17 protein-coding genes and 9 pseudogenes are annotated in these 21,892 nt (G+C 48.5%); 14 read left to right on the top strand and 12 right to left on the bottom strand.

Features of this window, described 5'->3' with window-relative positions:
- Together ACJHXB_RS24100 and ACJHXB_RS24095 are read left to right on the top strand one after the other, a co-directional pair.
- Positions 1 to 249: hypothetical protein (locus ACJHXB_RS24100; protein ID WP_410233544.1), on the top strand; the 249-nt coding region annotated here is incomplete at its 5' end.
- Positions 250 to 306: 57 nt separating this feature from the next.
- A complete protein-coding gene (locus ACJHXB_RS24095; protein ID WP_000844627.1) occupies positions 307 to 549 on the top strand; it encodes a transposase in 243 nt (80 codons plus the stop codon).
- Positions 550 to 580: 31 nt separating this feature from the next.
- Here the strand turns inward: ACJHXB_RS24095 and tetR(A) are convergent, their stop codons facing one another.
- The gene (gene tetR(A) / locus ACJHXB_RS24090) at positions 581 to 1,231 is read right to left on the bottom strand and encodes a tetracycline resistance transcriptional repressor TetR(A) (protein ID WP_000164043.1); all 651 of its coding nucleotides are present in this window, start codon (positions 1,229 to 1,231) and stop codon (positions 581 to 583) included.
- A gap of 105 nt (positions 1,232 to 1,336) precedes the next feature.
- Here tetR(A) and tet(A) point away from each other — a divergent pair, with 105 nt between their 5' ends.
- Positions 1,337 to 2,536 (top strand): tetracycline efflux MFS transporter Tet(A), encoded by a 1,200-nt coding sequence (tet(A), locus tag ACJHXB_RS24085; RefSeq protein ID WP_000804064.1) that lies wholly within the window; start codon positions 1,337 to 1,339, stop codon positions 2,534 to 2,536.
- Between the two features lie 31 nt (positions 2,537 to 2,567).
- Here the strand turns inward: tet(A) and ACJHXB_RS24080 are convergent, their stop codons facing one another.
- Entirely contained in the window at positions 2,568 to 3,452 is an 885-nt protein-coding gene (locus ACJHXB_RS24080) for a DMT family transporter (RefSeq protein WP_000058717.1), read from the bottom strand.
- A gap of 137 nt (positions 3,453 to 3,589) precedes the next feature.
- Positions 3,590 to 3,982: a cysteine hydrolase family protein gene (locus ACJHXB_RS24075; protein WP_001351729.1), complete on the bottom strand. Its 393-nt coding sequence runs from the start codon at positions 3,980 to 3,982 to the stop codon at positions 3,590 to 3,592.
- 3 nt (positions 3,983 to 3,985) lie between these two features.
- On the opposite strand from ACJHXB_RS24075, the pseudogene ACJHXB_RS24070 reads away from it, so the two are divergent.
- The 3 genes and pseudogenes from ACJHXB_RS24070 to ACJHXB_RS24060 form a co-directional block, all read left to right on the top strand.
- A pseudogene (locus tag ACJHXB_RS24070) lies at positions 3,986 to 5,737 on the top strand (Tn3-like element TnAs1 family transposase); the annotation flags it as partial.
- A 395-nt stretch (positions 5,738 to 6,132) separates the two neighbouring features.
- Positions 6,133 to 6,384: a type II toxin-antitoxin system Phd/YefM family antitoxin gene (locus ACJHXB_RS24065; protein WP_001139206.1), complete on the top strand. Its 252-nt coding sequence runs from the start codon at positions 6,133 to 6,135 to the stop codon at positions 6,382 to 6,384.
- On the top strand, positions 6,381 to 6,668 hold the full coding sequence (locus ACJHXB_RS24060; protein ID WP_000222771.1) for a type II toxin-antitoxin system RelE family toxin: 288 nt from the start codon (positions 6,381 to 6,383) through the stop codon (positions 6,666 to 6,668). The genes ACJHXB_RS24065 and ACJHXB_RS24060 overlap by 4 nt, the downstream gene beginning before the upstream one ends.
- Before the next feature lie 340 nt (positions 6,669 to 7,008).
- Here ACJHXB_RS24060 and ACJHXB_RS24055 read toward each other — a convergent pair.
- Positions 7,009 to 7,149: pseudogene (locus ACJHXB_RS24055) on the bottom strand (alkaline phosphatase); the annotation flags it as partial.
- Between ACJHXB_RS24055 and ACJHXB_RS24050 the strand changes: the two are divergent.
- A pseudogene (locus tag ACJHXB_RS24050) lies at positions 7,148 to 7,353 on the top strand (hypothetical protein); the annotation flags it as partial. The pseudogenes ACJHXB_RS24055 and ACJHXB_RS24050 overlap by 2 nt on opposite strands.
- A gap of 174 nt (positions 7,354 to 7,527) precedes the next feature.
- Here ACJHXB_RS24050 and ACJHXB_RS24045 read toward each other — a convergent pair.
- Both ACJHXB_RS24045 and ACJHXB_RS24040 read right to left on the bottom strand, forming a co-directional pair.
- Positions 7,528 to 11,043 carry an autotransporter outer membrane beta-barrel domain-containing protein gene (locus ACJHXB_RS24045; protein ID WP_074014806.1) on the bottom strand — a complete coding sequence of 1,172 codons (3,516 nt, stop codon included), beginning with the start codon at positions 11,041 to 11,043 and terminating at the stop codon, positions 7,528 to 7,530.
- Positions 11,044 to 11,627: 584 nt separating this feature from the next.
- Positions 11,628 to 11,801: pseudogene (locus tag ACJHXB_RS24040) on the bottom strand (IS91 family transposase); the annotation flags it as partial.
- Positions 11,802 to 11,831: 30 nt separating this feature from the next.
- On the opposite strand from ACJHXB_RS24040, the pseudogene ACJHXB_RS24035 reads away from it, so the two are divergent.
- Positions 11,832 to 12,134 (top strand): annotated as a pseudogene (locus ACJHXB_RS24035) (transposase); the annotation flags it as partial.
- 12 nt (positions 12,135 to 12,146) lie between these two features.
- Here ACJHXB_RS24035 and ACJHXB_RS24030 read toward each other — a convergent pair.
- Positions 12,147 to 13,298 (bottom strand): IS30-like element IS30 family transposase, encoded by a 1,152-nt coding sequence (locus ACJHXB_RS24030; protein ID WP_248790247.1) that lies wholly within the window; start codon positions 13,296 to 13,298, stop codon positions 12,147 to 12,149.
- A gap of 64 nt (positions 13,299 to 13,362) precedes the next feature.
- On the opposite strand from ACJHXB_RS24030, the pseudogene ACJHXB_RS24025 reads away from it, so the two are divergent.
- The 3 genes and pseudogenes from ACJHXB_RS24025 to ACJHXB_RS24015 form a co-directional block, all read left to right on the top strand.
- Positions 13,363 to 13,968, top strand: a pseudogene (locus ACJHXB_RS24025) (IS3 family transposase); the annotation flags it as partial.
- 272 nt (positions 13,969 to 14,240) lie between these two features.
- Positions 14,241 to 15,317 (top strand): IS110-like element ISEc21 family transposase, encoded by a 1,077-nt coding sequence (locus ACJHXB_RS24020; RefSeq protein ID WP_074014801.1) that lies wholly within the window; start codon positions 14,241 to 14,243, stop codon positions 15,315 to 15,317.
- Positions 15,318 to 15,333: 16 nt separating this feature from the next.
- Positions 15,334 to 15,643, top strand: a pseudogene (locus ACJHXB_RS24015) (integrase core domain-containing protein); the annotation flags it as partial.
- Position 15,644: 1 nt separating this feature from the next.
- On the opposite strand, the pseudogene trhH reads toward ACJHXB_RS24015, so the two are convergent.
- The 4 genes and pseudogenes from trhH to ACJHXB_RS23995 all read right to left on the bottom strand — a co-directional run.
- Positions 15,645 to 16,067 (bottom strand): annotated as a pseudogene (gene trhH / locus ACJHXB_RS24010) (IncHI-type conjugal transfer protein TrhH); the annotation flags it as partial.
- Positions 16,057 to 17,103 carry a thioredoxin family protein gene (locus ACJHXB_RS24005; protein ID WP_032236662.1) on the bottom strand — a complete coding sequence of 349 codons (1,047 nt, stop codon included), beginning with the start codon at positions 17,101 to 17,103 and terminating at the stop codon, positions 16,057 to 16,059. The gene ACJHXB_RS24005 and the pseudogene trhH, both read right to left, overlap by 11 nt.
- A gap of 786 nt (positions 17,104 to 17,889) precedes the next feature.
- Positions 17,890 to 18,228 carry a hypothetical protein gene (locus ACJHXB_RS24000; protein WP_223656872.1) on the bottom strand — a complete coding sequence of 113 codons (339 nt, stop codon included), beginning with the start codon at positions 18,226 to 18,228 and terminating at the stop codon, positions 17,890 to 17,892.
- A gap of 2 nt (positions 18,229 to 18,230) precedes the next feature.
- Positions 18,231 to 19,029 (bottom strand): annotated as a pseudogene (locus tag ACJHXB_RS23995) (trhR).
- A gap of 757 nt (positions 19,030 to 19,786) precedes the next feature.
- Between ACJHXB_RS23995 and mobI the strand changes: the two are divergent.
- From mobI to ACJHXB_RS23980, 3 genes are read left to right on the top strand one after another with little or no spacing between them, the layout of a single operon-like run.
- Complete coding sequence (gene mobI, locus ACJHXB_RS23990) at positions 19,787 to 20,272, top strand: conjugative transfer protein MobI(A/C) (RefSeq protein ID WP_074014803.1); 486 nt, start codon at positions 19,787 to 19,789, stop codon at positions 20,270 to 20,272.
- Positions 20,269 to 20,991 (top strand): hypothetical protein, encoded by a 723-nt coding sequence (locus tag ACJHXB_RS23985; protein WP_000133023.1) that lies wholly within the window; start codon positions 20,269 to 20,271, stop codon positions 20,989 to 20,991. Before mobI ends, ACJHXB_RS23985 begins: the two co-directional genes overlap by 4 nt.
- Before the next feature lie 10 nt (positions 20,992 to 21,001).
- A complete protein-coding gene (locus ACJHXB_RS23980; RefSeq protein ID WP_248790239.1) occupies positions 21,002 to 21,802 on the top strand; it encodes a TraI domain-containing protein in 801 nt (266 codons plus the stop codon).
- On the opposite strand, the gene ACJHXB_RS23975 is transcribed toward ACJHXB_RS23980, so the two are convergent.
- Positions 21,796 to 21,892, bottom strand: a 97-nt coding sequence (locus tag ACJHXB_RS23975; RefSeq protein ID WP_000851394.1) for an IS1 family transposase, incomplete at its 5' end; no start/stop codon positions are given. The two genes, ACJHXB_RS23980 and ACJHXB_RS23975, sit on opposite strands and share 7 nt — an antisense overlap.

The raw sequence follows: 21,892 nt of genomic DNA, 5'->3' as shown, positions 1-21,892 counted from the left end.
CCACAGAATGATGTCACGCTGAAAATGCCGGCCTTTGAATGGGTTCATGTGCAGCTCCATCAGCAAAAGGGGATGATAAGTTTATCACCACCGACTATTTGCAACAGTGCCGTGGACGGCGAGCTGCTGCAATTCCTGTCGCCGCTGGGCTGGGAGCACATCAACCTAACCGGCGATTACGTCTGGCGGCAGAGCCGCAGACTGGAAGACGGGAAGTTTCGGCCCTTACGGATGCCCGGAAAACCTTAGCGTACGATTTTTTCCGAATTCTGCGGGCTCCCCTATCTCATCTGCGCAAGGCAGAACGTGAAGACGGCCGCCCTGGACCTCGCCCGCGAGCGCCAGGCGCACGAGGCCGGCGCGCGGACCCGCGCCACGGCCCACGAGCGGACGCCGCAGCAGGAGCGCCAGAAGGCCGCCAGAGAGGCCGAGCGCGGCCGTGAGGCTTGGACGCTAGGGCAGGGCATGAAAAAGCCCGTAGCGGGCTGCTACGGGCGTCTGACGCGGTGGAAAGGGGGAGGGGATGTTGTCTACATGGCTCTGCTGTAGTGAGTGGGTTGCGCTCCGGCAGCGGTCCTGATCAATCGTCACCCTTTCTCGGTCCTTCAACGTTCCTGACAACGAGCCTCCTTTTCGCCAATCCATCGACAATCACCGCGAGTCCCTGCTCGAACGCTGCGTCCGGACCGGCTTCGTCGAAGGCGTCTATCGCGGCCCGCAACAGCGGCGAGAGCGGAGCCTGTTCAACGGTGCCGCCGCGCTCGCCGGCATCGCTGTCGCCGGCCTGCTCCTCAAGCACGGCCCCAACAGTGAAGTAGCTGATTGTCATCAGCGCATTGACGGCGTCCCCGGCCGAAAAACCCGCCTCGCAGAGGAAGCGAAGCTGCGCGTCGGCCGTTTCCATCTGCGGTGCGCCCGGTCGCGTGCCGGCATGGATGCGCGCGCCATCGCGGTAGGCGAGCAGCGCCTGCCTGAAGCTGCGGGCATTCCCGATCAGAAATGAGCGCCAGTCGTCGTCGGCTCTCGGCACCGAATGCGTATGATTCTCCGCCAGCATGGCTTCGGCCAGTGCGTCGAGCAGCGCCCGCTTGTTCCTGAAGTGCCAGTAAAGCGCCGGCTGCTGAACCCCCAACCGTTCCGCCAGTTTGCGTGTCGTCAGACCGTCTACGCCGACCTCGTTCAACAGGTCCAGGGCGGCACGGATCACTGTATTCGGCTGCAACTTTGTCATGCTTGACACTTTATCACTGATAAACATAATATGTCCACCAACTTATCAGTGATAAAGAATCCGCGCGTTCAATCGGACCAGCGGAGGCTGGTCCGGAGGCCAGACGTGAAACCCAACAGACCCCTGATCGTAATTCTGAGCACTGTCGCGCTCGACGCTGTCGGCATCGGCCTGATTATGCCGGTGCTGCCGGGCCTCCTGCGCGATCTGGTTCACTCGAACGACGTCACCGCCCACTATGGCATTCTGCTGGCGCTGTATGCGTTGATGCAATTTGCCTGCGCACCTGTGCTGGGCGCGCTGTCGGATCGTTTCGGGCGGCGGCCGGTCTTGCTCGTCTCGCTGGCCGGCGCTGCTGTCGACTACGCCATCATGGCGACGGCGCCTTTCCTTTGGGTTCTCTATATCGGGCGGATCGTGGCCGGCATCACCGGGGCGACTGGGGCGGTAGCCGGCGCTTATATTGCCGATATCACTGATGGCGATGAGCGCGCGCGGCACTTCGGCTTCATGAGCGCCTGTTTCGGGTTCGGGATGGTCGCGGGACCTGTGCTCGGTGGGCTGATGGGCGGTTTCTCCCCCCACGCTCCGTTCTTCGCCGCGGCAGCCTTGAACGGCCTCAATTTCCTGACGGGCTGTTTCCTTTTGCCGGAGTCGCACAAAGGCGAACGCCGGCCGTTACGCCGGGAGGCTCTCAACCCGCTCGCTTCGTTCCGGTGGGCCCGGGGCATGACCGTCGTCGCCGCCCTGATGGCGGTCTTCTTCATCATGCAACTTGTCGGACAGGTGCCGGCCGCGCTTTGGGTCATTTTCGGCGAGGATCGCTTTCACTGGGACGCGACCACGATCGGCATTTCGCTTGCCGCATTTGGCATTCTGCATTCACTCGCCCAGGCAATGATCACCGGCCCTGTAGCCGCCCGGCTCGGCGAAAGGCGGGCACTCATGCTCGGAATGATTGCCGACGGCACAGGCTACATCCTGCTTGCCTTCGCGACACGGGGATGGATGGCGTTCCCGATCATGGTCCTGCTTGCTTCGGGTGGCATCGGAATGCCGGCGCTGCAAGCAATGTTGTCCAGGCAGGTGGATGAGGAACGTCAGGGGCAGCTGCAAGGCTCACTGGCGGCGCTCACCAGCCTGACCTCGATCGTCGGACCCCTCCTCTTCACGGCGATCTATGCGGCTTCTATAACAACGTGGAACGGGTGGGCATGGATTGCAGGCGCTGCCCTCTACTTGCTCTGCCTGCCGGCGCTGCGTCGCGGGCTTTGGAGCGGCGCAGGGCAACGAGCCGATCGCTGATCGTGGAAACGATAGGCCTATGCCATGCGGGTCAAGGCGACTTCCGGCAAGCTATACGCGCCCTAGGAGTGCGGTTGGAACGTTGGCCCAGCCAGATACTCCCGATCACGAGCAGGACGCCGATGATTTGAAGCGCACTCAGCGTCTGATCCAAGAACAACCATCCTAGCAACACGGCGGTCCCCGGGCTGAGAAAGCCCAGTAAGGAAACAACTGTAGGTTCGAGTCGCGAGATCCCCCGGAACCAAAGGAAGTAGGTTAAACCCGCTCCGATCAGGCCGAGCCACGCCAGGCCGAGAACATTGGTTCCTGTAGGCATCGGGATTGGCGGATCAAACACTAAAGCTACTGGAACGAGCAGAAGTCCTCCGGCCGCCAGTTGCCAGGCGGTAAAGGTGAGCAGAGGCACGGGAGGTTGCCACTTGCGGGTCAGCACGGTTCCGAACGCCATGGAAACCGCCCCCGCCAGGCCCGCTGCGACGCCGACAGGATCTAGCGCTGCGTTTGGTGTCAACACCAACAGCGCCACGCCCGCAGTTCCGCAAATAGCCCCCAGGACCGCCATCAATCGTATCGGGCTACCTAGCAGAGCGGCAGAGATGAACACGACCATCAGCGGCTGCACAGCGCCTACCGTCGCCGCGACCCCGCCCGGCAGGCGGTAGACCGAAATAAACAACAAGCTCCAGAATAGCGAAATATTAAGTGCGCCGAGGATGAAGATGCGCATCCACCAGATTCCCGTTGGAATCTGTCGGACGATCATCACGAGCAATAAACCCGCCGGCAACGCCCGCAGCATCGCGACCGTCATCGGTGAGAAGTTCGGCAGGTATTGGGTGGTGACAATGTAGGTGCTGCCCCAAATGGCAGGTGCTATCGCTGTGAACAATAAATCGGGCGTGCGTAATGACATGCGATTACAAGACCTCCGCTACGGCGATGGGTTTTTGAGAGTTGCAGGCGCCGCGATGACCGCACCCTGACTTGGACTGGCCCTGCCTCGCACCAATCCACCTGCGGCTATGGCCGCGATCATGCGAGGCCCGAAAATTACACGACCTGTACACGTCCGCCGAACCCGGAACGCAACAGAGCTTCGTGGGCATCCCGATCCGGGTCGTAGCAGCAGTCCTGGACCAAACGCACGTCGTAGTCCGCATCACTAGCCCAGGCGACGCTTGAAAGAACAACGCCGGTGGTGCTTATCCCGGCCATGACAAGCGTGCTTACGCCGCGCGTCCGAAGGTCGGCGTCGAGCGCCGTGCCATAAAAGACGCTGGCTCGCGGACATGCATAGAAAAGGTCGCCCCGTTCGATCGCAAGCCCTTCGACGGGCAGACCGGTGCGAAATCGTCCGCTCGGGAGATACGGTGAGATTTGGCGATTCGTCGCCGGCGGCGCATGTTCATACTCTTCGCCGAGCGAAAAGTTGGGGAACAGCACGGGCCGGCCGCGCAAGGCGTGCTGGCAGCCGTGCAGACCCTGCGTGAGATGAACGCCGACAACCTGCGCAAGGTGCCGGCCGATGCACCCACGGCCTTCATCAAGCCGCGCTGGAAGCCGCTGGTGATCACCCCGGAAGGCCTCGACCGGAAATTCTACGAAATCTGCGCCCTGTCCGAGCTGAAGAACGCCCTGCGCTCCGGCGACATCAGGGTCAAGGGCTCGCGGCAGTTCCGCGACTTCGACGACTACCTGCTGCCGGCCGAGAAGTTCGCCGCACTCAAGCGCGAGCAGGCCCTGCCCCTGGCGATCAACCCGAACAGCGACCAGTACCTGGAAGAGCGTTTGCAGCTGCTGGACGAGCAGTTGGCCACCGTCACCCGCCTGGCCAAGGACAACGAGCTGCCCGATGCCATCCTCACCGAGTCAGGGCTGAAAATCACCCCGCTGGATGCGGCGGTGCCGGATCGGGCGCAGGCGCTGATCGACCAAACCAGCCAGTTACTGCCGCGCATCAAGATCACCGAACTGCTGATGGACGTGGACGACTGGACGGGCTTCAGCCGCCACTTCACCCACTTGAAGGACGGGGCCGAGGCCAAAGACAGGACGTTGCTGCTGTCCGCAATCCTCGGTGATGCGATCAACCTCGGGCTGACCAAGATGGCCGAGTCGAGCCCCGGCCTGACCTACGCCAAGCTGTCCTGGCTGCAAGCCTGGCACATCCGCGACGAAACCTATTCGGCGGCCTTGGCCGAGCTGGTCAACCACCAGTATCGCCACGCCTTTGCCGCCCACTGGGGCGACGGCACGACCTCATCCTCCGATGGCCAGCGCTTCCGCGCGGGTGGCCGGGGCGAGAGCACCGGGCACGTCAACCCGAAGTACGGTAGCGAGCCGGGACGGCTGTTCTATACCCATATCTCCGACCAGTACGCGCCGTTCAGCACCCGCGTGGTGAATGTCGGCGTCCGCGATTCCACCTATGTGCTCGACGGCCTGCTGTACCACGAGTCCGACCTGCGGATCGAGGAGCACTACACCGACACGGCCGGCTTCACCGATCACGTCTTTGCCCTGATGCACCTGCTAGGCTTCCGCTTCGCGCCGCGCATCCGCGACCTCGGCGAAACCAAGCTGTACGTGCCGCAGGGCGTGCAAGCCTACCCGACGTTGCGCCCGCTGATCGGCGGCACCCTGAACATCAAGCACGTGCGTGCCCACTGGGACGACATCCTGCGCCTGGCCAGCTCGATCAAGCAGGGCACCGTCACCGCCTCGCTGATGCTGCGCAAGCTCGGCAGCTACCCGCGCCAGAACGGACTGGCCGTGGCCCTGCGCGAGCTGGGCCGGATCGAGCGCACGCTGTTCATCCTGGACTGGCTGCAAAGTGTTGAACTGCGCCGCCGCGTGCATGCCGGCCTGAACAAAGGTGAGGCGCGCAACTCGCTGGCCAGGGCGGTGTTCTTCAACCGCCTTGGGGAAATCAGGGATCGGAGCTTCGAGCAGCAGCGCTACCGGGCCAGCGGCCTCAACCTGGTGACGGCGGCTATCGTGCTGTGGAACACGGTGTACCTGGAACGCGCCACCCAGGGGTTGGTCGAGGCCGGCAAGCCGGTGGACGGCGAGCTGCTGCAATTCCTGTCGCCGCTGGGCTGGGAGCACATCAACCTAACCGGCGATTACGTCTGGCGGCAGAGCCGCAGACTGGAAGACGGGAAGTTTCGGCCCTTACGGATGCCCGGAAAACCTTAGCGTACGATTTTTTCCGAATTCTGCGGGCTCCCCTCAGTACACGCTCGTAAGCGGCCCTCACGGCCCGCTAACGCGGAGATACGCCCCGACTTCGGGTAAACCCTCGTCGGGACCACTCCGACCGCGCATAAAGGCTCTGTCATGGCTGAAAACGGGTATGGCTTAGCAGGGCCGGGGGTGGGTAAGGTGAAATCTATCAGTCAGTACCGGCTTACGCCGGGCTTCGGCGGTTTTACTCCGGTATCATATGAAACAACAGAGTGCCGCCTTCCATGCCGCTGGCACGGCATCAGGACAACTGAAGAGTGACGGCGCACATTAACATCAAACAGACTTGTTAAGCAGTCTTTCAGGGTGTAATCTGAAGACCTGTTAAATAGTCTCAGAGGTGTGTTATGCCCAGTATCATTTTGTCTGACACCAGTGCAAGCGTCAGTGAGCTGAAAAAAAATCCGATGGCAACTGTCAGTGCCGGAGAGGGGTATCCTGTTGCCATTCTTAACCGGAATCAGCCAGCATTCTACTGTGTCCCTGCTGAGCTCTATGAAAGAATGCTTGATGCCTTGGATGACCAGGAGCTGGTAAAACTGGTTACTGAACGCAGCAGTCAGCCTCTGCATGATGTGGACCTGGACAGTTATTTATGACTTATACAGTAAAATTCCGGGATGATGCACTGAAAGAATGGCTCAGACTGGACAAGACCATTCAGCAGCAGTTCGCAAAAAAACTGAAAAAATGCAGTGAAAATCCTCATATAGCTTCTGCAAAACTACGTGGATTAAAGGACTGCTATAAAATCAAACTTCGCGCATCAGGTTTTCGTCTGGTTTATCAGGTTATTGATGATATGTTAATTATTGCGGTCGTCGCAGTAGGTAAACGTGAACGCAGCAACGTTTATCATCTCGCCAGTGAACGGATGAAATAATATCCTGGTCAGCACTCTTTCTTACCTGCTTCCATTTTTTCAGTGATTCTTTTCCTGCATGCAGAAAAAAAGCCTACCCTGTGGGCAGGCATAACAGACAATCGCACAGTCAGTGTTGAAATTAATGATGTCACGCATTATACCCGGTGGATACACAAACCATCCCTGCAAATGCATTGGCATCCTAATCAACGTCTGAAACAACTGCAATGGCCGGACCTGTGATTTCAGAGAAAGTTATTATGTTTATTGAATATAACCGAAGTGATAAATAAAAGTATTATCACCTTTAATATTTATGCTTATTGCGTGGTTTTATCTGGTTATATAAAGCACAGATGTTCTTATTATTTTCTGAAAAATAACCATATGGATCGATTTCCCCCACCCAGCCGAAGCGGTTCGGCTCGTTCGGCGTGTCGTCGACACTGAAGCGCTTATCCATTTCGTTCCAGCGGTAAGAGTTGTCGCTGTCGCTGACGAATGCCATCGGGTCGCTAAACAGCGTGATCCGCCATGCGATCAAAAAGCGTAAGTGTTTCCGACAGACGAGCCGGTGAAAAAAGTGGTGTGTCTGGCAATACAGGCATCGTCCCCGAAATGGACGATGCCGTTGAAGGACTGGGGTATGGCAATAAGCCGCTTTATTATCGGATTCAGTGACCGCCTGGACGGTTACTTTTGAGAAAAGGCATTTACACACAATCCTAAACAGACTCCTATATTTCAGATTTTGTTATCAACGCATTTCAAATCTCTTAGAAATCATTACTGTCGTCATATTTTCCGAGGCAGCTCACCACCTAACTATGTCTTATCAACAATATTTTGTGAAGGATATTTATAATGTAAAGACACATCAGAAACGATATTCCACACTCAACATGGCAGATGTATTATGGTATCCATGTTCTCCAAGTTGAATGCCTGCATCAGCCCGGAATGCTACTTCTGGTGTTATCATTCCCACAACACCACCATTTATTTCTCCGATATCACGCGCACCATCCTGGTATATACTTACACCATTCATACTGGTGCCGAAAACACGACTATTGTGCAACCAGTGTGCCTCCACAAATGGTCTGAACGAAACCGCATACCGCGTATTTTTACCGTTTTTGCTGGTAAGCCATGTTCTTGCTCCCAGGCGGGTGAGAATATTTCCGTTACCGGTATTTTCAATACTGGTTCCGTTACTTTCATGATATTTGTCTGATTTTACATTCATCCGGACAACCTGAAGCTGCGGCTGAACATACCATTCATGACTTCCCTTGTAATTGTCGGTAAACTCTCCAGCCTTCCATGAATATCCTGCTTCCAGAGATACCGTAAACCCTTTTGACTTCCATGACTCAGCAGGCAGCCGTTCTCCATTTATATGATTATCAAACCAGCTGTATTGCAGCCAGCTATCAAGATAAGAACCATTGTGTGTTTCATCATTGGCATACCATGTTGCATAAAGACCCGCTGTGTATCCATTCATTCTTCCTTCCGAATGGTATCCGGTGCTCAGGGCATTCGTACTGTTATTATTATGACCATAGCCAGCCATCATACCTGTATGCCAGCGATCGGTACCATTCAGGCTCCACTGAGCTATATCTCCCCCTATTAACACAACGTAGCTATTCCCCCGGGTTCTCAGCTGACTACTGTTGTCACGCCAGCGATTATGTTTTCCTTTATTATACATCCAGATACCTGCTTCATTTTCTTCTCCTGTCATGTGGCTGATATACAACTCCTGTCCCTGTCGTTCATACAGATTCGTTACAAACAGATTATTTGCAGCAGCAATACTGGCAACATAGCTACCTGCCTCAGGACGCAAATTATTATCATGGTTTTCCGGTACAGCTTCAGGTTGTGGTACAGCTTCAGGTTGTGGTACAGGAATGTCTTTTCTGCTAATCAGATACCAGTTAGTGCTGTTAATCCCCTGACCACGTTTCAGTATGTAATCATAAGCTCCGGCTGTAATACGTTCCGTCTGAATGAATTCAGCATTATCAGCATTGCCACTGACGTGAATCACTTCAATCCCATTAAGTGTCTCTGCACCAGTACCACCGGCCTGAGTAACAGCGACACGGGTACGGCCACTGGCATTACCTTTAATCACCAGACGATCTGTTTTCGAATTGTCACCACCTGTTTCTGTCTGGAGGAGAATAAGTCCATTTCTGCCAGTGTAATTCCCTCCGACAGTCAGTATATTACCCGGCATATATGTAGTGAGATCGACTATACCACTATTGCTCAGATTTCCTGCAACGCCCCCAAACCCGGAGAGTTTGCCCTGCTCTTCAACAATGACCTGGTTACTGCCGAGCATCACCGGTGAATCTGCGTTCCCCAGTATCACTGTCCCCTGAATAATATCTGTCATCCCGGTCCATTTTGCGTTATCGCTAATGTTCAGTGCACCTGCTCCCGTCTTGCGAACATTACCATAACCACTGATATTGTTGGTAAGCTGCCATGCTGATGTACTGTTCAGAGTTAATGTGCCATAGTTATCAACAAAGGCTGTCCCCAGATTATCAGCCGTGGATACAGCCAAATGAGCCCCCTTATTCACGGTAAAAACACCGGAAAAATTACGATTATTACCCGTTATATCAAGCATTCCCCCATTTATGTTCAGAGAACCATCCCCTGCAATAGTACCTGCAGATTCTCCTCCATTATTCAGTATCAGGCTTCCGCCATGAATGTTCAGCACAGAGCCTGCAGCCGTCAGTAGTTTGCTTATTGTCTGAGGATACCCATTCATATCCAGTTCTGCGCCACGGGATAAATATAAATACTCAGTCCGACCAAGAGCATCAGGTGCAGCAAGAATTAATACGCCAGATTTAACCTCTGTATTTCCTGTATAATTGTTTGTTGCAGAAAGTATAAGAGTACCATTACCTGATTTTGTCAGACTTTTGCCGTCCCAGCCATCATATAATAAAGGTGAAAGATTATCGGAAAGAGAAACGCCTATGTTCAGAGTGGCATCTTTTTCTATATTAAAGGTTCCATATCCCATGCCTTTTGTATTATTCCATCTCAGCATGGATATCAGTTTGTTATCGTCGTCATTTAAAGACGTATAAACATAACTTTCAGCACCTTCTGTCAGTAATAAATTGTATTGTACAATGTGACTATTATCAGCGATCGAGATACCTGTGTCTGACGACAATAATGTGTAATAGTCCTGAGTCCAGTTCTTAATTGATGTGTCTATATTAAGCCATGAATCACTTTTTAATGTAATAGTATTTGCGTGAACATTAGCATTTCCTACAGACAGGTTCATAGATGCGTCTTCATCAATACTTATATTTCCGTTAAAAATGGAGTTCTTGCCTGACAGATAAACAGATGAGCCATTCCCAATCATTAGCCCACCATTAATTGCTGTTGCGTTATTGATGTTTTTAATAATTAATTCATTTGTACCATTAACAGGTATACTAGCTAGTTTAATATCACCATTAATCACAGAATCTGAATAAATATCTAATGAATTATACCCGCCAGAAAAAATTATTGATGTATTATAAGCATCTTTTTGGCTATTATATAATCCTGAAAGATTACCATGATTATTAATATGGATATCTTCTCCATAAACAGAGCAACCACCGTCGGGGCCATATCCCCCCTGAACAATACCGTTATTATTCAAAGTGATTTGATTTCCAGAAATAGCATCTCCCCCTTGTTTTATTCCATATCCTCCAGATATCATGTTGTCGTTAGTAATGAAAAGATTACTACCATTAATACCATCACCACCGTTTACGCCATTACCGCCCAATATTCCTCCGGAATTATGCACTGTAATATTGCTACCGGTTACACCGGAACCACCTGTCCCACCTACATCATCACCTCCGTATATACTTCTGTAATTATCAACTATAATATCATCCCCGCTTAACCCTGCACCTCCGCTACTTCCTGAGCCACCAAGACCATTACCCCCATATACATTTCTGTAATTGTTTATAGATATTTTGTTGCCACTAACAGCAATTCCACCATTATATCCATCTCCTCCCCAAACACTACCATTATTATTTAGCGTAAAGTTTTCACCGTAGACACCTGCACCACCGATTGATGTATTGCTTGTTCCTCCTTTGATGTTAATACTGCTTTCAACAGATAGTATATTTTGAGTATAACTTGTTTTATACGGCACGCTGATATTAAGCGCCGCGTTTCCATCAACACCTGTAATACTCCTGGTTATACTTTTAGGTATACCATTACCATTCAGTTGTATTGTTTGCGCACCAGAAAAATGAGACTGCACAGAATAAATTATACTGACCAGAAATTGTAAAATTCGTATATTCTTATTCATACTGTTTTTTCTTTAGTGATGCATTTTTTATCAACCATACAAGCACATTATTTCATTGATACTAATCACATCAGGATGAATGTTTTTTCTCAATAGAAATAAGTGTCTTTATTCCTTACCAATTTATTCTGGTTATTCCTCTTATCCAGACGTCTCGTGATACTCCCTGTATTTATTATAGAGTATATATATGTACTGCGTTTAAATCATGAAGACGACAACCTGTTTTACATAAATTATTCCTAAGTATTTTTCCAGAGAAGACCTAGGTATAATGATGTGCACTGTCTGGTTTTCTTACAACTGACTTAGCGATCTGCATATCCGTGATAATGCCTGAATAAATAGGACGAGAGAACTCTTAACCAAATAATCTAACACTTTTAATCGACAGGAATTAAAAACCCGGGGAGGTTAAAAAAACACAAAAAAATGGATGTTTATTCAACTCTGGTTACGTACCATGAGGACTGCATCCACAATGCACCGGCAATTAAATGGCTTTCATTGATTGATTTTTTATATCTGTGATGATTTTTTGCTCCATTCCTCAAAAAATGGACGCAACTTCCCCTCTGCGGCTCTCAGCTGTATACCCGCTGTCGTGCCAGTGGCTCATGCATCATGACCAGCTCTGCCAGACGGTAGCCCCGCTTCAGCCCCGTAAACCGCATCTGACCTCCGCACAGGATGCACTTCAGCGGGTCAACCTTCAGTAACCGCTGATACACCCTTCTCCGCCTGATTTGCATTGTAGTGGCACACTAAATTTGGCCACCTGATGAAAGGTGATATTCTCACCACAACACAAAACAGGTGACTTAATGAACAAGAAAACCAAACGAACCTTCACCCCTGAGTTCAGGCTGGAATGTGCACAGCTGATTGTTGATAAGGGCTACTCATATCGACAGGCCAGTGAAGCGATGAATGTCGGTTCAACCACGCTTGAGAGCTGGGTACGCCAGCTCAGGCGAGAGCGCCAGGGTATTACGCCCTCTGCCACACCCATTACTCCAGACCAGCAACGTATCCGCGAGCTGGAAAAGCAAGTTCGCCGTCTGGAGGAACAAAATACGATATTAAAAAAGGCTACTGTAGATTCAATCTGTCAATGCAACACCCCTTTCAATTATCTCTTTCGGTGTTTTGAACTTCAGTGTCTTTCTCGGTCTGTTGTTTAGCTGAGCAGCAACCAGATCTAGTTCATGTTGAGTATATTGGGCAAGACATGTCTTTTTAGGAAAGTACTGCCGAATTAGCCCATTTGTATTCTCATTTGTTCCCCGCTGCCAAGGACTCTGAGGATCGCAGAAGTAAACTTTAACGCCGGTGCTGACAGTAAATTCTAGATGTCTGGCCAGTTCCATTCCTCTGTCCCATGTCAGTGATCTTCTGAGTTCTGACGGTAAACTCAGGAATTTGTCGGTAAGAGCCTGATTTACTGAGACAGAATCTTTGCCCCTGAGTCTAAGGATGATCGTATAACGTGATTTTCGGTCTACAAGTGTGGCTATATGAGAGTTTTTTGTACCTGAGACTAAATCGCCCTCCCAATGCCCCAGAGAGCGTCTGTTATCGATATTTCGGGAACGTTCGTGAATTGATGTTCCGTTCACTATGTTAATCGTACCTCTTTCGCCTTTGCGGGTATGACGCCTGCCATGGCGAAGGCTATGCGACCGTCGCAGATGCTGTATATTCAGGTGGTGTAGCGCTTCACGGCTACGAAAGTACAGCGTTTTATAAATTGTCTCAGGTGATATTCGCAGCGTTTTTTGACGTGGTTTTGTTCGCCTTAACCATCCTGATATTTGCTCTGGAGACCATTTCATCTCCAGCTTTTCCAGAACAAGTTTTCGCAATGGTAAATTTTGATCCAGTAAGCACGGTTTTGGCCTTTTCGCCATTCTGTTGGCTCGGTTATTAGCATCAACAGCTTTGTAATAGCGTCTGCCCCGATTACGCTGAACTTCACGTGAGATCGTCGAAGGACTGCGATTCAGCGCAGTAGCTATCGCACGAATGCTCATTTTGGCTGACAAACCAGCTCGTATCTCCTCGCGCTCAGACAGTGTCAGGTGAGCTACAGCCCGCTTACGCTCATGGGGTTTTATGCCGCCAGTATCCCTTAACATAGTGAAGATCGTTCCGGGTTTTGAACCCAGGATATTCGCTATTTCACTGAAGCCTGTTCCGTTCTTCCATAGTTCAAAAACAGAGGCTTTTTCCTCTGCTGTAAATGTTCGTCTCATTCAAAAAACCTCCACAACCCCATGTTTTCACATAACTGTTGCGTTGACCAATTGAATCTACAACCGCGCTCTTAATGTCCGACTCGCTGAACGGTTCACGATAGCCGCCAGACTAAGTGACAGCCACACGGTTGTCAGCCTGTGTTCTGCTCTGGAAATACACCGCAGCAGTTACCGGTACTGGCGAAAACGACGCGATACGGTTAATCCGGCACGAGTCAGGTTGTGCAGCGAAATACGCCGGGCGTGGAACCAAAGTCGGGGCTCTGCGGGCGCGCGCACTCTGGCTGAAATGCTGACTCAAAACGGCGTCCCGATGAACCGTTACCGTGCCGGACGTCTGATGAAATATCTGAACCTGAGCAGTTGTCAGCCCGGAAAACATCAGTATAAAAATGCCCGTCAGGAGCATACCAGCCTGCCGAATCTGCTTGAGCGTCAGTTCGCAGTACCGGAGCCAGACCGGGTATGGTGTGGAGATATTACGTATCTCTGGGCAGGAAATCGCTGGTGCTATCTGGCGGTTGTTATGGATCTTTTTGCCCGCAGGGTTATCGGCTGGAGTCTGTCAGCGCATGCCGATACCGCACTGATAAGCAGTGCCCTGCGGATGGCCTATGAGACGCGTGGCCAACCCCGGGATGTCGTGTTCCATAGCGACAGTAATAATGCCGGTATCAGTTTTTATCATCACTCTGTTTGCTGTTTAACCAGACTGGTGTGATTACTGATGCAGTGAAGACCTTCCCGCATCCTGACTCACACAGCGATCGACCCTTTGTGTCCTGCCCTGGACCTGTCGGTTGCCGGAAGCGCCTTCATGCGAGGCGTCTCCTCACCGATGCGCGTGACTCAAGAAGGGCCTGACGGCTTGTCTCGTTACTGTCCTGTCCGGGTTATCTGTCTGGAGATTCAACTCTGTTTCCTCACAGGAGCTCTGTTATGGCAGGTAAAGTTACGGAAACCGCTGTTGTGGGTGGCGTGGATACACATAAAGATCTGCACGTTGCCGCTGTCGTAGATCAGAACAATAAAGTTCTGGGGACCCAGTTTTTCTCCACAACACGGCAAGGTTACCGGCAGATGCTGGCATGGATGACTTCGTTTGGGGCATTAAAGCGAATTGGTGTTGAGTGTACAGGCACCTATGGATCAGGTCTGCTTCGCTATTTACAGAATGCCGGGTTAGAAGTTCTTGAGGTGACTGCGCCAGATCGGATGGAGCGACGCAAACGGGGTAAAAGTGACACGATTGATGCTGAATGTGCCGCTCACGCCGCATTCTCCGGAATAAGAACCGTCACACCCAAAACGCGCAATGGCATGATTGAGTCTCTGCGGGTATTAAAAACTTGCCGAAAAACAGCAATATCAGCCCGCAGAGTCGCTTTCCAGATTATCCATTCCAATATTATCTCTGCCCCGGATGAATTACGTGAACAACTCAGAAATATGACGCGCATGCAGCTCATCAGGACTCTGGGATCCTGGCGGCCTGATGCCAGTGAATACCGCAATGTTACCAACGTTTATCGTATTTCATTAAAGTCCCTTGCCCGACGCTATCTCGAGTTACATGACGAAATCGCTGATTTGGATGTCATGATTGCGGCAATTGTCGATGAGCTGGCGCCTGAACTGATTAAACGTAATGCTATTGGATACGAAAGCGCTTCGCAGTTGCTGATCACGGCAGGAGACAATCCCCAACGATTAAGATCAGAATCAGGTTTTGCGGCACTGTGTGGTGTCAGCCCTGTTCCCGTATCTTCAGGAAAAACGAATCGTTATCGACTTAACCGGGGTGGAGATCGTGCTGCAAATAGTGCACTTCACATCATTGCCATCGGACGTTTGCGAACTGACGATAAAACGAAGGAATATGTCGCCAGACGAGTAGCGGAAGGGCATACAAAAATGGAAGCAATACGCTGCCTGAAGCGCTATATCTCACGCGAAGTTTATACATTACTGCGTAATCAAAACAGGCAGATCAACAGCATCCCGATAACGGCTTGACTCTTAGAAGGGCGTCCAGGGCAGTCATTATACGAGCAGGCAGTTCCGGCAGTTACTGTGGAGATACCGGATCAGGCAGAGTATGAGCCGGCGTGGAAACTGCTGGGATAACAGCCCAATGGAGCGCTTCTTCAGGAGTCTGAAGAACGAATGGGTGCCGGCGACGGGCTATGTAAGCTTCAGCGATGCAGCTCACGCAATAACGGACTATATCGTTGGATATTACAGCGCACTAAGACCGCACGAATATAATGGTGGGTTACCACCAAACGAATCGGAAAATCGATACTGGAAAAAACTCTAACTCGGTGGCCAGTTTTTGTTGACCACTTCATTCTGGATGTCGTTAATCGTCGCAGCACAGTCAGCACAGATTGCCGATACCGCGACATTAAATGCATAGATTGCGGCCCCCTGCGCGATACCACGGGCAACCTGCACCAACTGATCTCCGTTAATCATACTGAAGGAACCGAGGAAAACATCGATGCCGTTACAACCGACGGAAGCTTTAGGGAAAGACATGGACACTAAATTGGTGTTCACGTTTGTGGTGCGGTAGGAAAAGGAGCCACCAACCACACCGGTACGAGTGGCCGTTTCAAAACTGGCTGGGCTGGTTGTCGTCATCATGCCATTGAAAATATTACGCATGGCGTTATCTGCACCGGCATTTTGTGAAATTATCGCAGTGCAAACGACTAACGACAAAAGTAACTTTTTTGCACAAGCTTTGAAGTTAGCGTGCATATGGGCCTCCTAAACTGCCACCCGCATTCAGGTAGTTCACCGGGTCCGCCGTAGGCATATCGTACCCTTCCAATTTCTGATCCATTATTCGTTGCAATAAGAACGGGTCGGAGTCCATTTCTGATTTATTTACAGTAATTACGCCATCTTCGCCGATGGTATATTGACGCTTAACATCTAACGTGGACTGGAATGAGGCATCATCAATCAGGTTCATGCCCTTTGCAGCCAAAATAATGGTATTTTTGAGCTCCTCAGCAGTAATCATACCTTCGCTAATTCGTTGCGCTGATGACCCGTCTTTCGACACAAGGAAAATAGTTGGCACTTCGCGAATTTTAAATTGATCAATAATCTGCGCATTAGGTACAGAAAAATCCTGGAACAACCCATTTTGTAAAGGTCTGCCATCCATGCTGACAGGAAGAATTTCGACAGAATAGTAATTCTGCATAAACTGGAGAGTTTGACTTTCTTCGTGGCAGAACTGACAGGTACTCTGGAAAAAGAAAAAGAGACCTGATTTTGTGAAAATATCTTTCATTACCGTTTGCTGGTTTTTTTCCACCACTGTACGGTGTGCATCAAGGGCTACCTTCTCAACCGGCTGTCTGCGTTTTTCTGACATCATTGGGTTTTTAAGAAAATAATCCTTCGACTTATCCGAAAAACGCGTACCGATGTCCAACATTAAACGTTGCGCTGTATAAAACCGTGATAAATTTTCAGGGGTCGGATTATCCATTGCCTGAGTCAAAAGCCGGGGCATATTGTCCTTTAGCCACTTTGAATTAAGCTCAATCTTTTCTTCTTGTACTGACTGAGGTGAAGATGAAAGTGGAGGCGTGGTCTCCATAATTTCTTCTTCAGTTTTCCGGGCCGGGTCGTCATACCAGAAAAAGCCTTTCTTAAAAGCCTGTCCTGACACGAAGGGGGTGTCTTTGATAAGGGACTGGTCTTCATTTGCATGGACCCCAGTTATAAACAAAGACATCAGCACTAACATCTTTGAAGGTATTAACGTTAATCGAGTCATTCACCGATCTCCTCATGGAATAGGGGTATGATGGCATAAAAAAAAACACCAAGAGTTCGATAACGGTGTAGATTTCATGAGTTAAAAAACAAGAAATGTGACTACAAACCCCCACTAAACGGCAGTTAATACCGTGCCCCGGTAAAACTTTATCTCTAAGAGAGAAGTGGATAAAAATATTTAAGAGTACAGAACTGTGAATCCGCAATATCATTCAGTCAATAAATCACAGATTAAGAATGCCCCCCCAACTTGCTTATTACCACGTAGGGGATTTTATATAATTGATTACTAGCGAGAAGTAATGGTTGGGCAGTCTCACCACAAAACATCGTCTTATCATAGTCAGTATTGAATTAAAGAATGAGAAATTATGTTAGTAATGCTTACATAAAATGAAGGCAAGAAGGATAGAGTAAACAAAGAACAACTACGCTTGGTAGTTATATTTAACACAATATGCTTGATATGCGTGAGAACGGAAGCTATCTGAAAATAAACAGCAACATGTAGTACATGTGGAAAAGTACGCAAGTCAAAAATTTTATAGATAAAGACGAAACCGTCTTTAGATTTTTGATCTCTGCTTAAAACCACTCACATAAAGTAATAACTAATCTAACTCCTCCTGGGAATACCGTACTATTGCAGATGCCGTTGACGACAATCTACACCGAGGGCAATGAGTATCGTTGGTATATGGAACAATGTAAGGGCGCTTACATTTCGCACAAGTTTCTAGCTCCTCAATTTCTTTCATTGACGTAAGAATTTCAATTATTTTATTTACCTCAGGGCGCATACGAAATAACCAAGGTTATGCAGCACGCTCATGATGCGGTTAAAGTCAATATTGCGAAAGCTGGATTCCGGATGAATAGGATCAAAACCGAAATAGTTTACAGCGACATCAATAACAGCAGAAAACGCTCTGCGGTTATCCGCGCGACGACTCCACCCACGAATGCCTTTTTTAACGTGTTGTTGAGGTTCGGACCTGAAATCAATATTTTCTGCAACATGATTGCCATAAAGTATTCTGATTGAATTTTTATTTGCACCAAGTGACATCGTTTTTGTAGCGCTCAATAACCTGCTAGCTTTAGTTTGATCGACTTTAGCCATATTCAATAATCCTTCAAGAGCACTTTATTTGCTAATGAGTTAAACACATCCTGACGGTGACACGTAAACATAGTGTCGTAACGCAGTAGTTCCATTAAGTCATCACTAACTTTACCCAAACGAATGTCGGCAGATAATTCGTATGCCCAGGCGAATACTTTAGATTTTAACGTAGTGCTATCATCCCCCAGTCCTGGCGTAAAGGCAATTGTTCGCGGAAAGAGAACAACATCGTTAATTGCTTTAAGTGATGAAACGCCAACATCTTTTATTGCATCTGCGGTGGCAGGCTTTAATCCAAAAAATATGCTGACAAACTCAGGTGCAAGCATTGACATAAAGAAGATTTGAATAAAGTAATCATTTTGTATATCTACACACTTAGAGCGTAACTGCTGAATTTTTGTCGGATTATAAAAGTCTTCCCGGCCACACAGTAAAGTAACTTTTTCCCCAGCATTGTAAATACCGAAGTCAGCATCGTCACTGTCATATTCTCGAATAACGTTAGTGTCACCATCGACAACAGCCATAAAAAATTATCCCAGGAAATCTCTTTGCCTAAAGAACGTGGAACGAGGAAACTTCCCGGACGAGTTTCAACTTCAAATGCATTATCAGTCATTGTCCCAAATCCGTCTCCAAATAGACGGCGTTGCAAGAGTGGAGACCCTGATTGATACGAAGAAGATCATGGATAGGCAATAACATTAGGAATGCACGGTAACTACGAATAATCGAAACCTCGGTACGTAATAGTTTACCGAGCAAGTTACGCGTTATGTTATCTGATTCTGACATGTCGGATTGTCCTTGAGTCAATACAATAGTACAACTCTTCTACATGAAATTAAAGTTTGTTTTTTTGAAGTATGAAAAGCTACTTTTGGAATTTTAATACTGCCGATTTGAGTCTTAAAACTAACCATTCAACTATTCGCCTTACTTGTAACACTTTTTAAACAAATTGACCAGAATTTTATCAAAAAAAACTGAGCTTGCTAACGAACTGTGAAGCGCTTAAAAAAATCGCAAAACTTGCACTGTTATCGGCAGAAAGCAGCAATAACCTTAGCGATAAGAGCGAGCTAGCATGAATATTTTTCCGATTGATTAACAATGGCTATTACATAGGGTCACTTTTTGCTGAAAAGTGGCCCTATGGAGCCTCGACATAGGGTCACTTCTTTGTGAAAAGTGACCCTATGTAGACAGGACATAGGGTCACTTTTTTAAAAAGTGGCACTATGCGCAAAAAACCTAGGGTCACTTTTGATTAAAAAGTGGCACTAGATATATGTATAACTTAGTAAGTAAAACAGCACTTTTCAAATCACCGGATCAGGAATACCCATTGCAGAAAAAGCTACTTTTCTGCCGAACATAAGTACACCCCGCTATGCCGTTCCCGAGCTCATCTGGTGTTATTCACTATCGGTATGCATCGCACCAACGACACGCCCCTCATAATTCTCAGAAAAAAATCACTGAAAAAAGTCCTGTTTGTGAAAAAAAATAAAAACCACTTCGGTATAGTGATTTCACATCAGGAGGTCACATGTCTAATTCGAAACTAATAAAGTCACTTGAATTATCGCGCAGCTTAATGCGTTCACAAATCGAGGCTCTGCGGGAGGAGGCTGAAGACTTGTGTACAAATTACTGGATCGAGTGGAAAGAACGGAATCATCTGGAGATTAATTTACCCCGGCCTAGCAATACACTAAAACGTGAGTATCTGGGTTCGTATGCACCGAAACTAGAATTAATTGGTAATGCGAAAAAAGTCACTATCACCTGGCATAAGTTCAGTCTGTTTAAAACCAGGGCACCCAGCTATATGTCGAAACGGGTTTCTGCGATGAAAAACGGAAAATATTCAAAAAGCTGCTTTGTTAATCACGCGTCTTGGGAATATGAAATGATCGAAAAAACGGAGGGATTACTGGAACCCTACAGAGAATTACTTGAATTCTATCATGCTGCATATATCGAACTGGGACGGAAAATCCGTAAATACTCAAAATATGAGGTGGCACAATGACCGACGTATCAATAAATGAAACCGAGCAGAAAACTCCTGATGTAAATGCCCGCACCTCTCAGGCATCTGACAATACCCGAAAAGTCGTGCAAAGTAAAAATGAACTTTACGGCATGGCCACAGTAACCATTAAGCCAGGTACTCCCGATTTTAACCGTTTCCTTACGGCTCGGAATCGTTCCGTAATTAGAGGCTTTGATGATGTAAGTATTGCTATTTCATCATTATTCAGGACGGTTAATGCGGTAAGGCACCCCGAATTGGTGCAGGCAATTCAGGACTGGTTTAATGAATTGCACGACGAAAATAATTTAATGAAGGAGAATCTGGAACACCATATCGCCACTATTCACGTTGATGAAAGTGATCCATTCTTCTCATCAACTGAGTTTTCTCCGTTCCGATTTGAATCGGTCCAGTTAAACTTCAACAATCAAAATACAATGCGTTTTTATAAGCACATCTTTGAAATGAACAACCTTCTGACACAGATGTACAAATTCAACTCTCTGGGTCAATTACCGGTTAGCGATTACAACGTAATGGCGCACAATATTATTCGAAGTCTCAACATGTATATCGAACGGGTTAAGAAAACACTTAACGTATCCCGTCGTGTAAAAGGTGCTTACAGTCCCGATGAGTTTATCGAAAAGGTAAAACAGTACAAAAGCGTGCAGGCTTATATTGCTGCGGAACTGTCTGGTAAACGCCGCTAAGGATTATTTGATGAATTTCAGGGCGATCTTCTTAAGTATGCAACGAGTTTTAGGTATCTTCTCCAGACGGGAGAATGATGTAGTTGAGTTAATAAAGCAGGACCCTTCGAGTCTTTCGCCATTTGCTCAGATTGTAGGGGATCAAAAATACACTGTGCCAGATCACCCGAATCTTGAAGTCCTGAAATTCATTGAATACCCAACCCGACCTGCGGGGATACAAACCTTTAATGAGCAGTCTATTCTTTCTCTTTATAGAGATAAACTGCACTCTATTTCTATGATGCTCACAATAAGTGATGGTGACATCCGGGAGGATGCCTTTACCTTTACCAATCTGGTTTTAAAGCCACTGATTGAATACATCCGTTGGATTCATTTACTTCCTGCTTCAGAAAACCACCACCATAATGGTATTGGCGGGTTGTTATCTCACAGCCTGGAAGTGGCAATGATTTCTTTAAAAAATGCCAATCATTCTGAACTGCGCCCGATTGGGTATCAGGATGAAGAAGTCATTCGCCGAAAAGTCTATCTCTATGCCGCTTTTATCTGTGGTCTTGTGCATGATGCCGGGAAGGTATATGACATAGATATAGTAAGTCTCAATCTGAGTAAAACTTTAACATGGGCGCCAAGCTCGCAAAGCCTTCTTGACTGGGCGCGTGAAAACAATGTTGTCGAATACGAAATACATTGGCGGAAACGTATTCATAACCAACATAATATATGGTCCAGTGTTTTCCTTGAAAGAATATTAGATCCTGTCTGTATGTCATTCCTTGACCGGGTAATGACTCCAACTTATTGATAGTGTTTTATGTTCAGATAATGCCCGATGACTTTGTCATGCAGCTCCACCGATTTTGAGAACGACAGCGACTTCCGTCCCAGCCGTGCC

It is taken from the genome of Escherichia sp. WS3227_2, from assembly GCF_046486495.1.
Taxonomy (GTDB): Bacteria; Pseudomonadota; Gammaproteobacteria; order Enterobacterales; family Enterobacteriaceae; genus Escherichia; species Escherichia coli.
The sequence above is the reverse complement of the archived record's forward strand: the minus strand, read 5'-3'. Positions and strand labels throughout refer to the sequence as shown.

Excerpts from the sequence above, each read along its gene's own strand:
- ACJHXB_RS24000 (WP_223656872.1), bottom strand. The coding sequence starts at position 18,228 with ATGGCTAAAGTCGATCAAACTAAAGCTAGCAGGTTATTGAGCGCTACA.
- ACJHXB_RS24080 (WP_000058717.1), bottom strand. The coding sequence starts at position 3,452 with ATGTCATTACGCACGCCCGATTTATTGTTCACAGCGATAGCACCTGCC.
- ACJHXB_RS24020 (WP_074014801.1), top strand. The coding sequence starts at position 14,241 with ATGGCAGGTAAAGTTACGGAAACCGCTGTTGTGGGTGGCGTGGATACA.
- ACJHXB_RS23980 (WP_248790239.1), top strand. The coding sequence starts at position 21,002 with ATGAATTTCAGGGCGATCTTCTTAAGTATGCAACGAGTTTTAGGTATC.
- mobI (WP_074014803.1), top strand. The coding sequence starts at position 19,787 with ATGTCTAATTCGAAACTAATAAAGTCACTTGAATTATCGCGCAGCTTA.
- ACJHXB_RS24060 (WP_000222771.1), top strand. The coding sequence starts at position 6,381 with ATGACTTATACAGTAAAATTCCGGGATGATGCACTGAAAGAATGGCTC.
- ACJHXB_RS24065 (WP_001139206.1), top strand. The coding sequence starts at position 6,133 with ATGCCCAGTATCATTTTGTCTGACACCAGTGCAAGCGTCAGTGAGCTG.
- ACJHXB_RS24030 (WP_248790247.1), bottom strand. The coding sequence starts at position 13,298 with ATGAGACGAACATTTACAGCAGAGGAAAAAGCCTCTGTTTTTGAACTA.
- ACJHXB_RS24045 (WP_074014806.1), bottom strand. The coding sequence starts at position 11,043 with ATGAATAAGAATATACGAATTTTACAATTTCTGGTCAGTATAATTTAT.
- ACJHXB_RS23985 (WP_000133023.1), top strand. The coding sequence starts at position 20,269 with ATGACCGACGTATCAATAAATGAAACCGAGCAGAAAACTCCTGATGTA.
- ACJHXB_RS24005 (WP_032236662.1), bottom strand. The coding sequence starts at position 17,103 with ATGACTCGATTAACGTTAATACCTTCAAAGATGTTAGTGCTGATGTCT.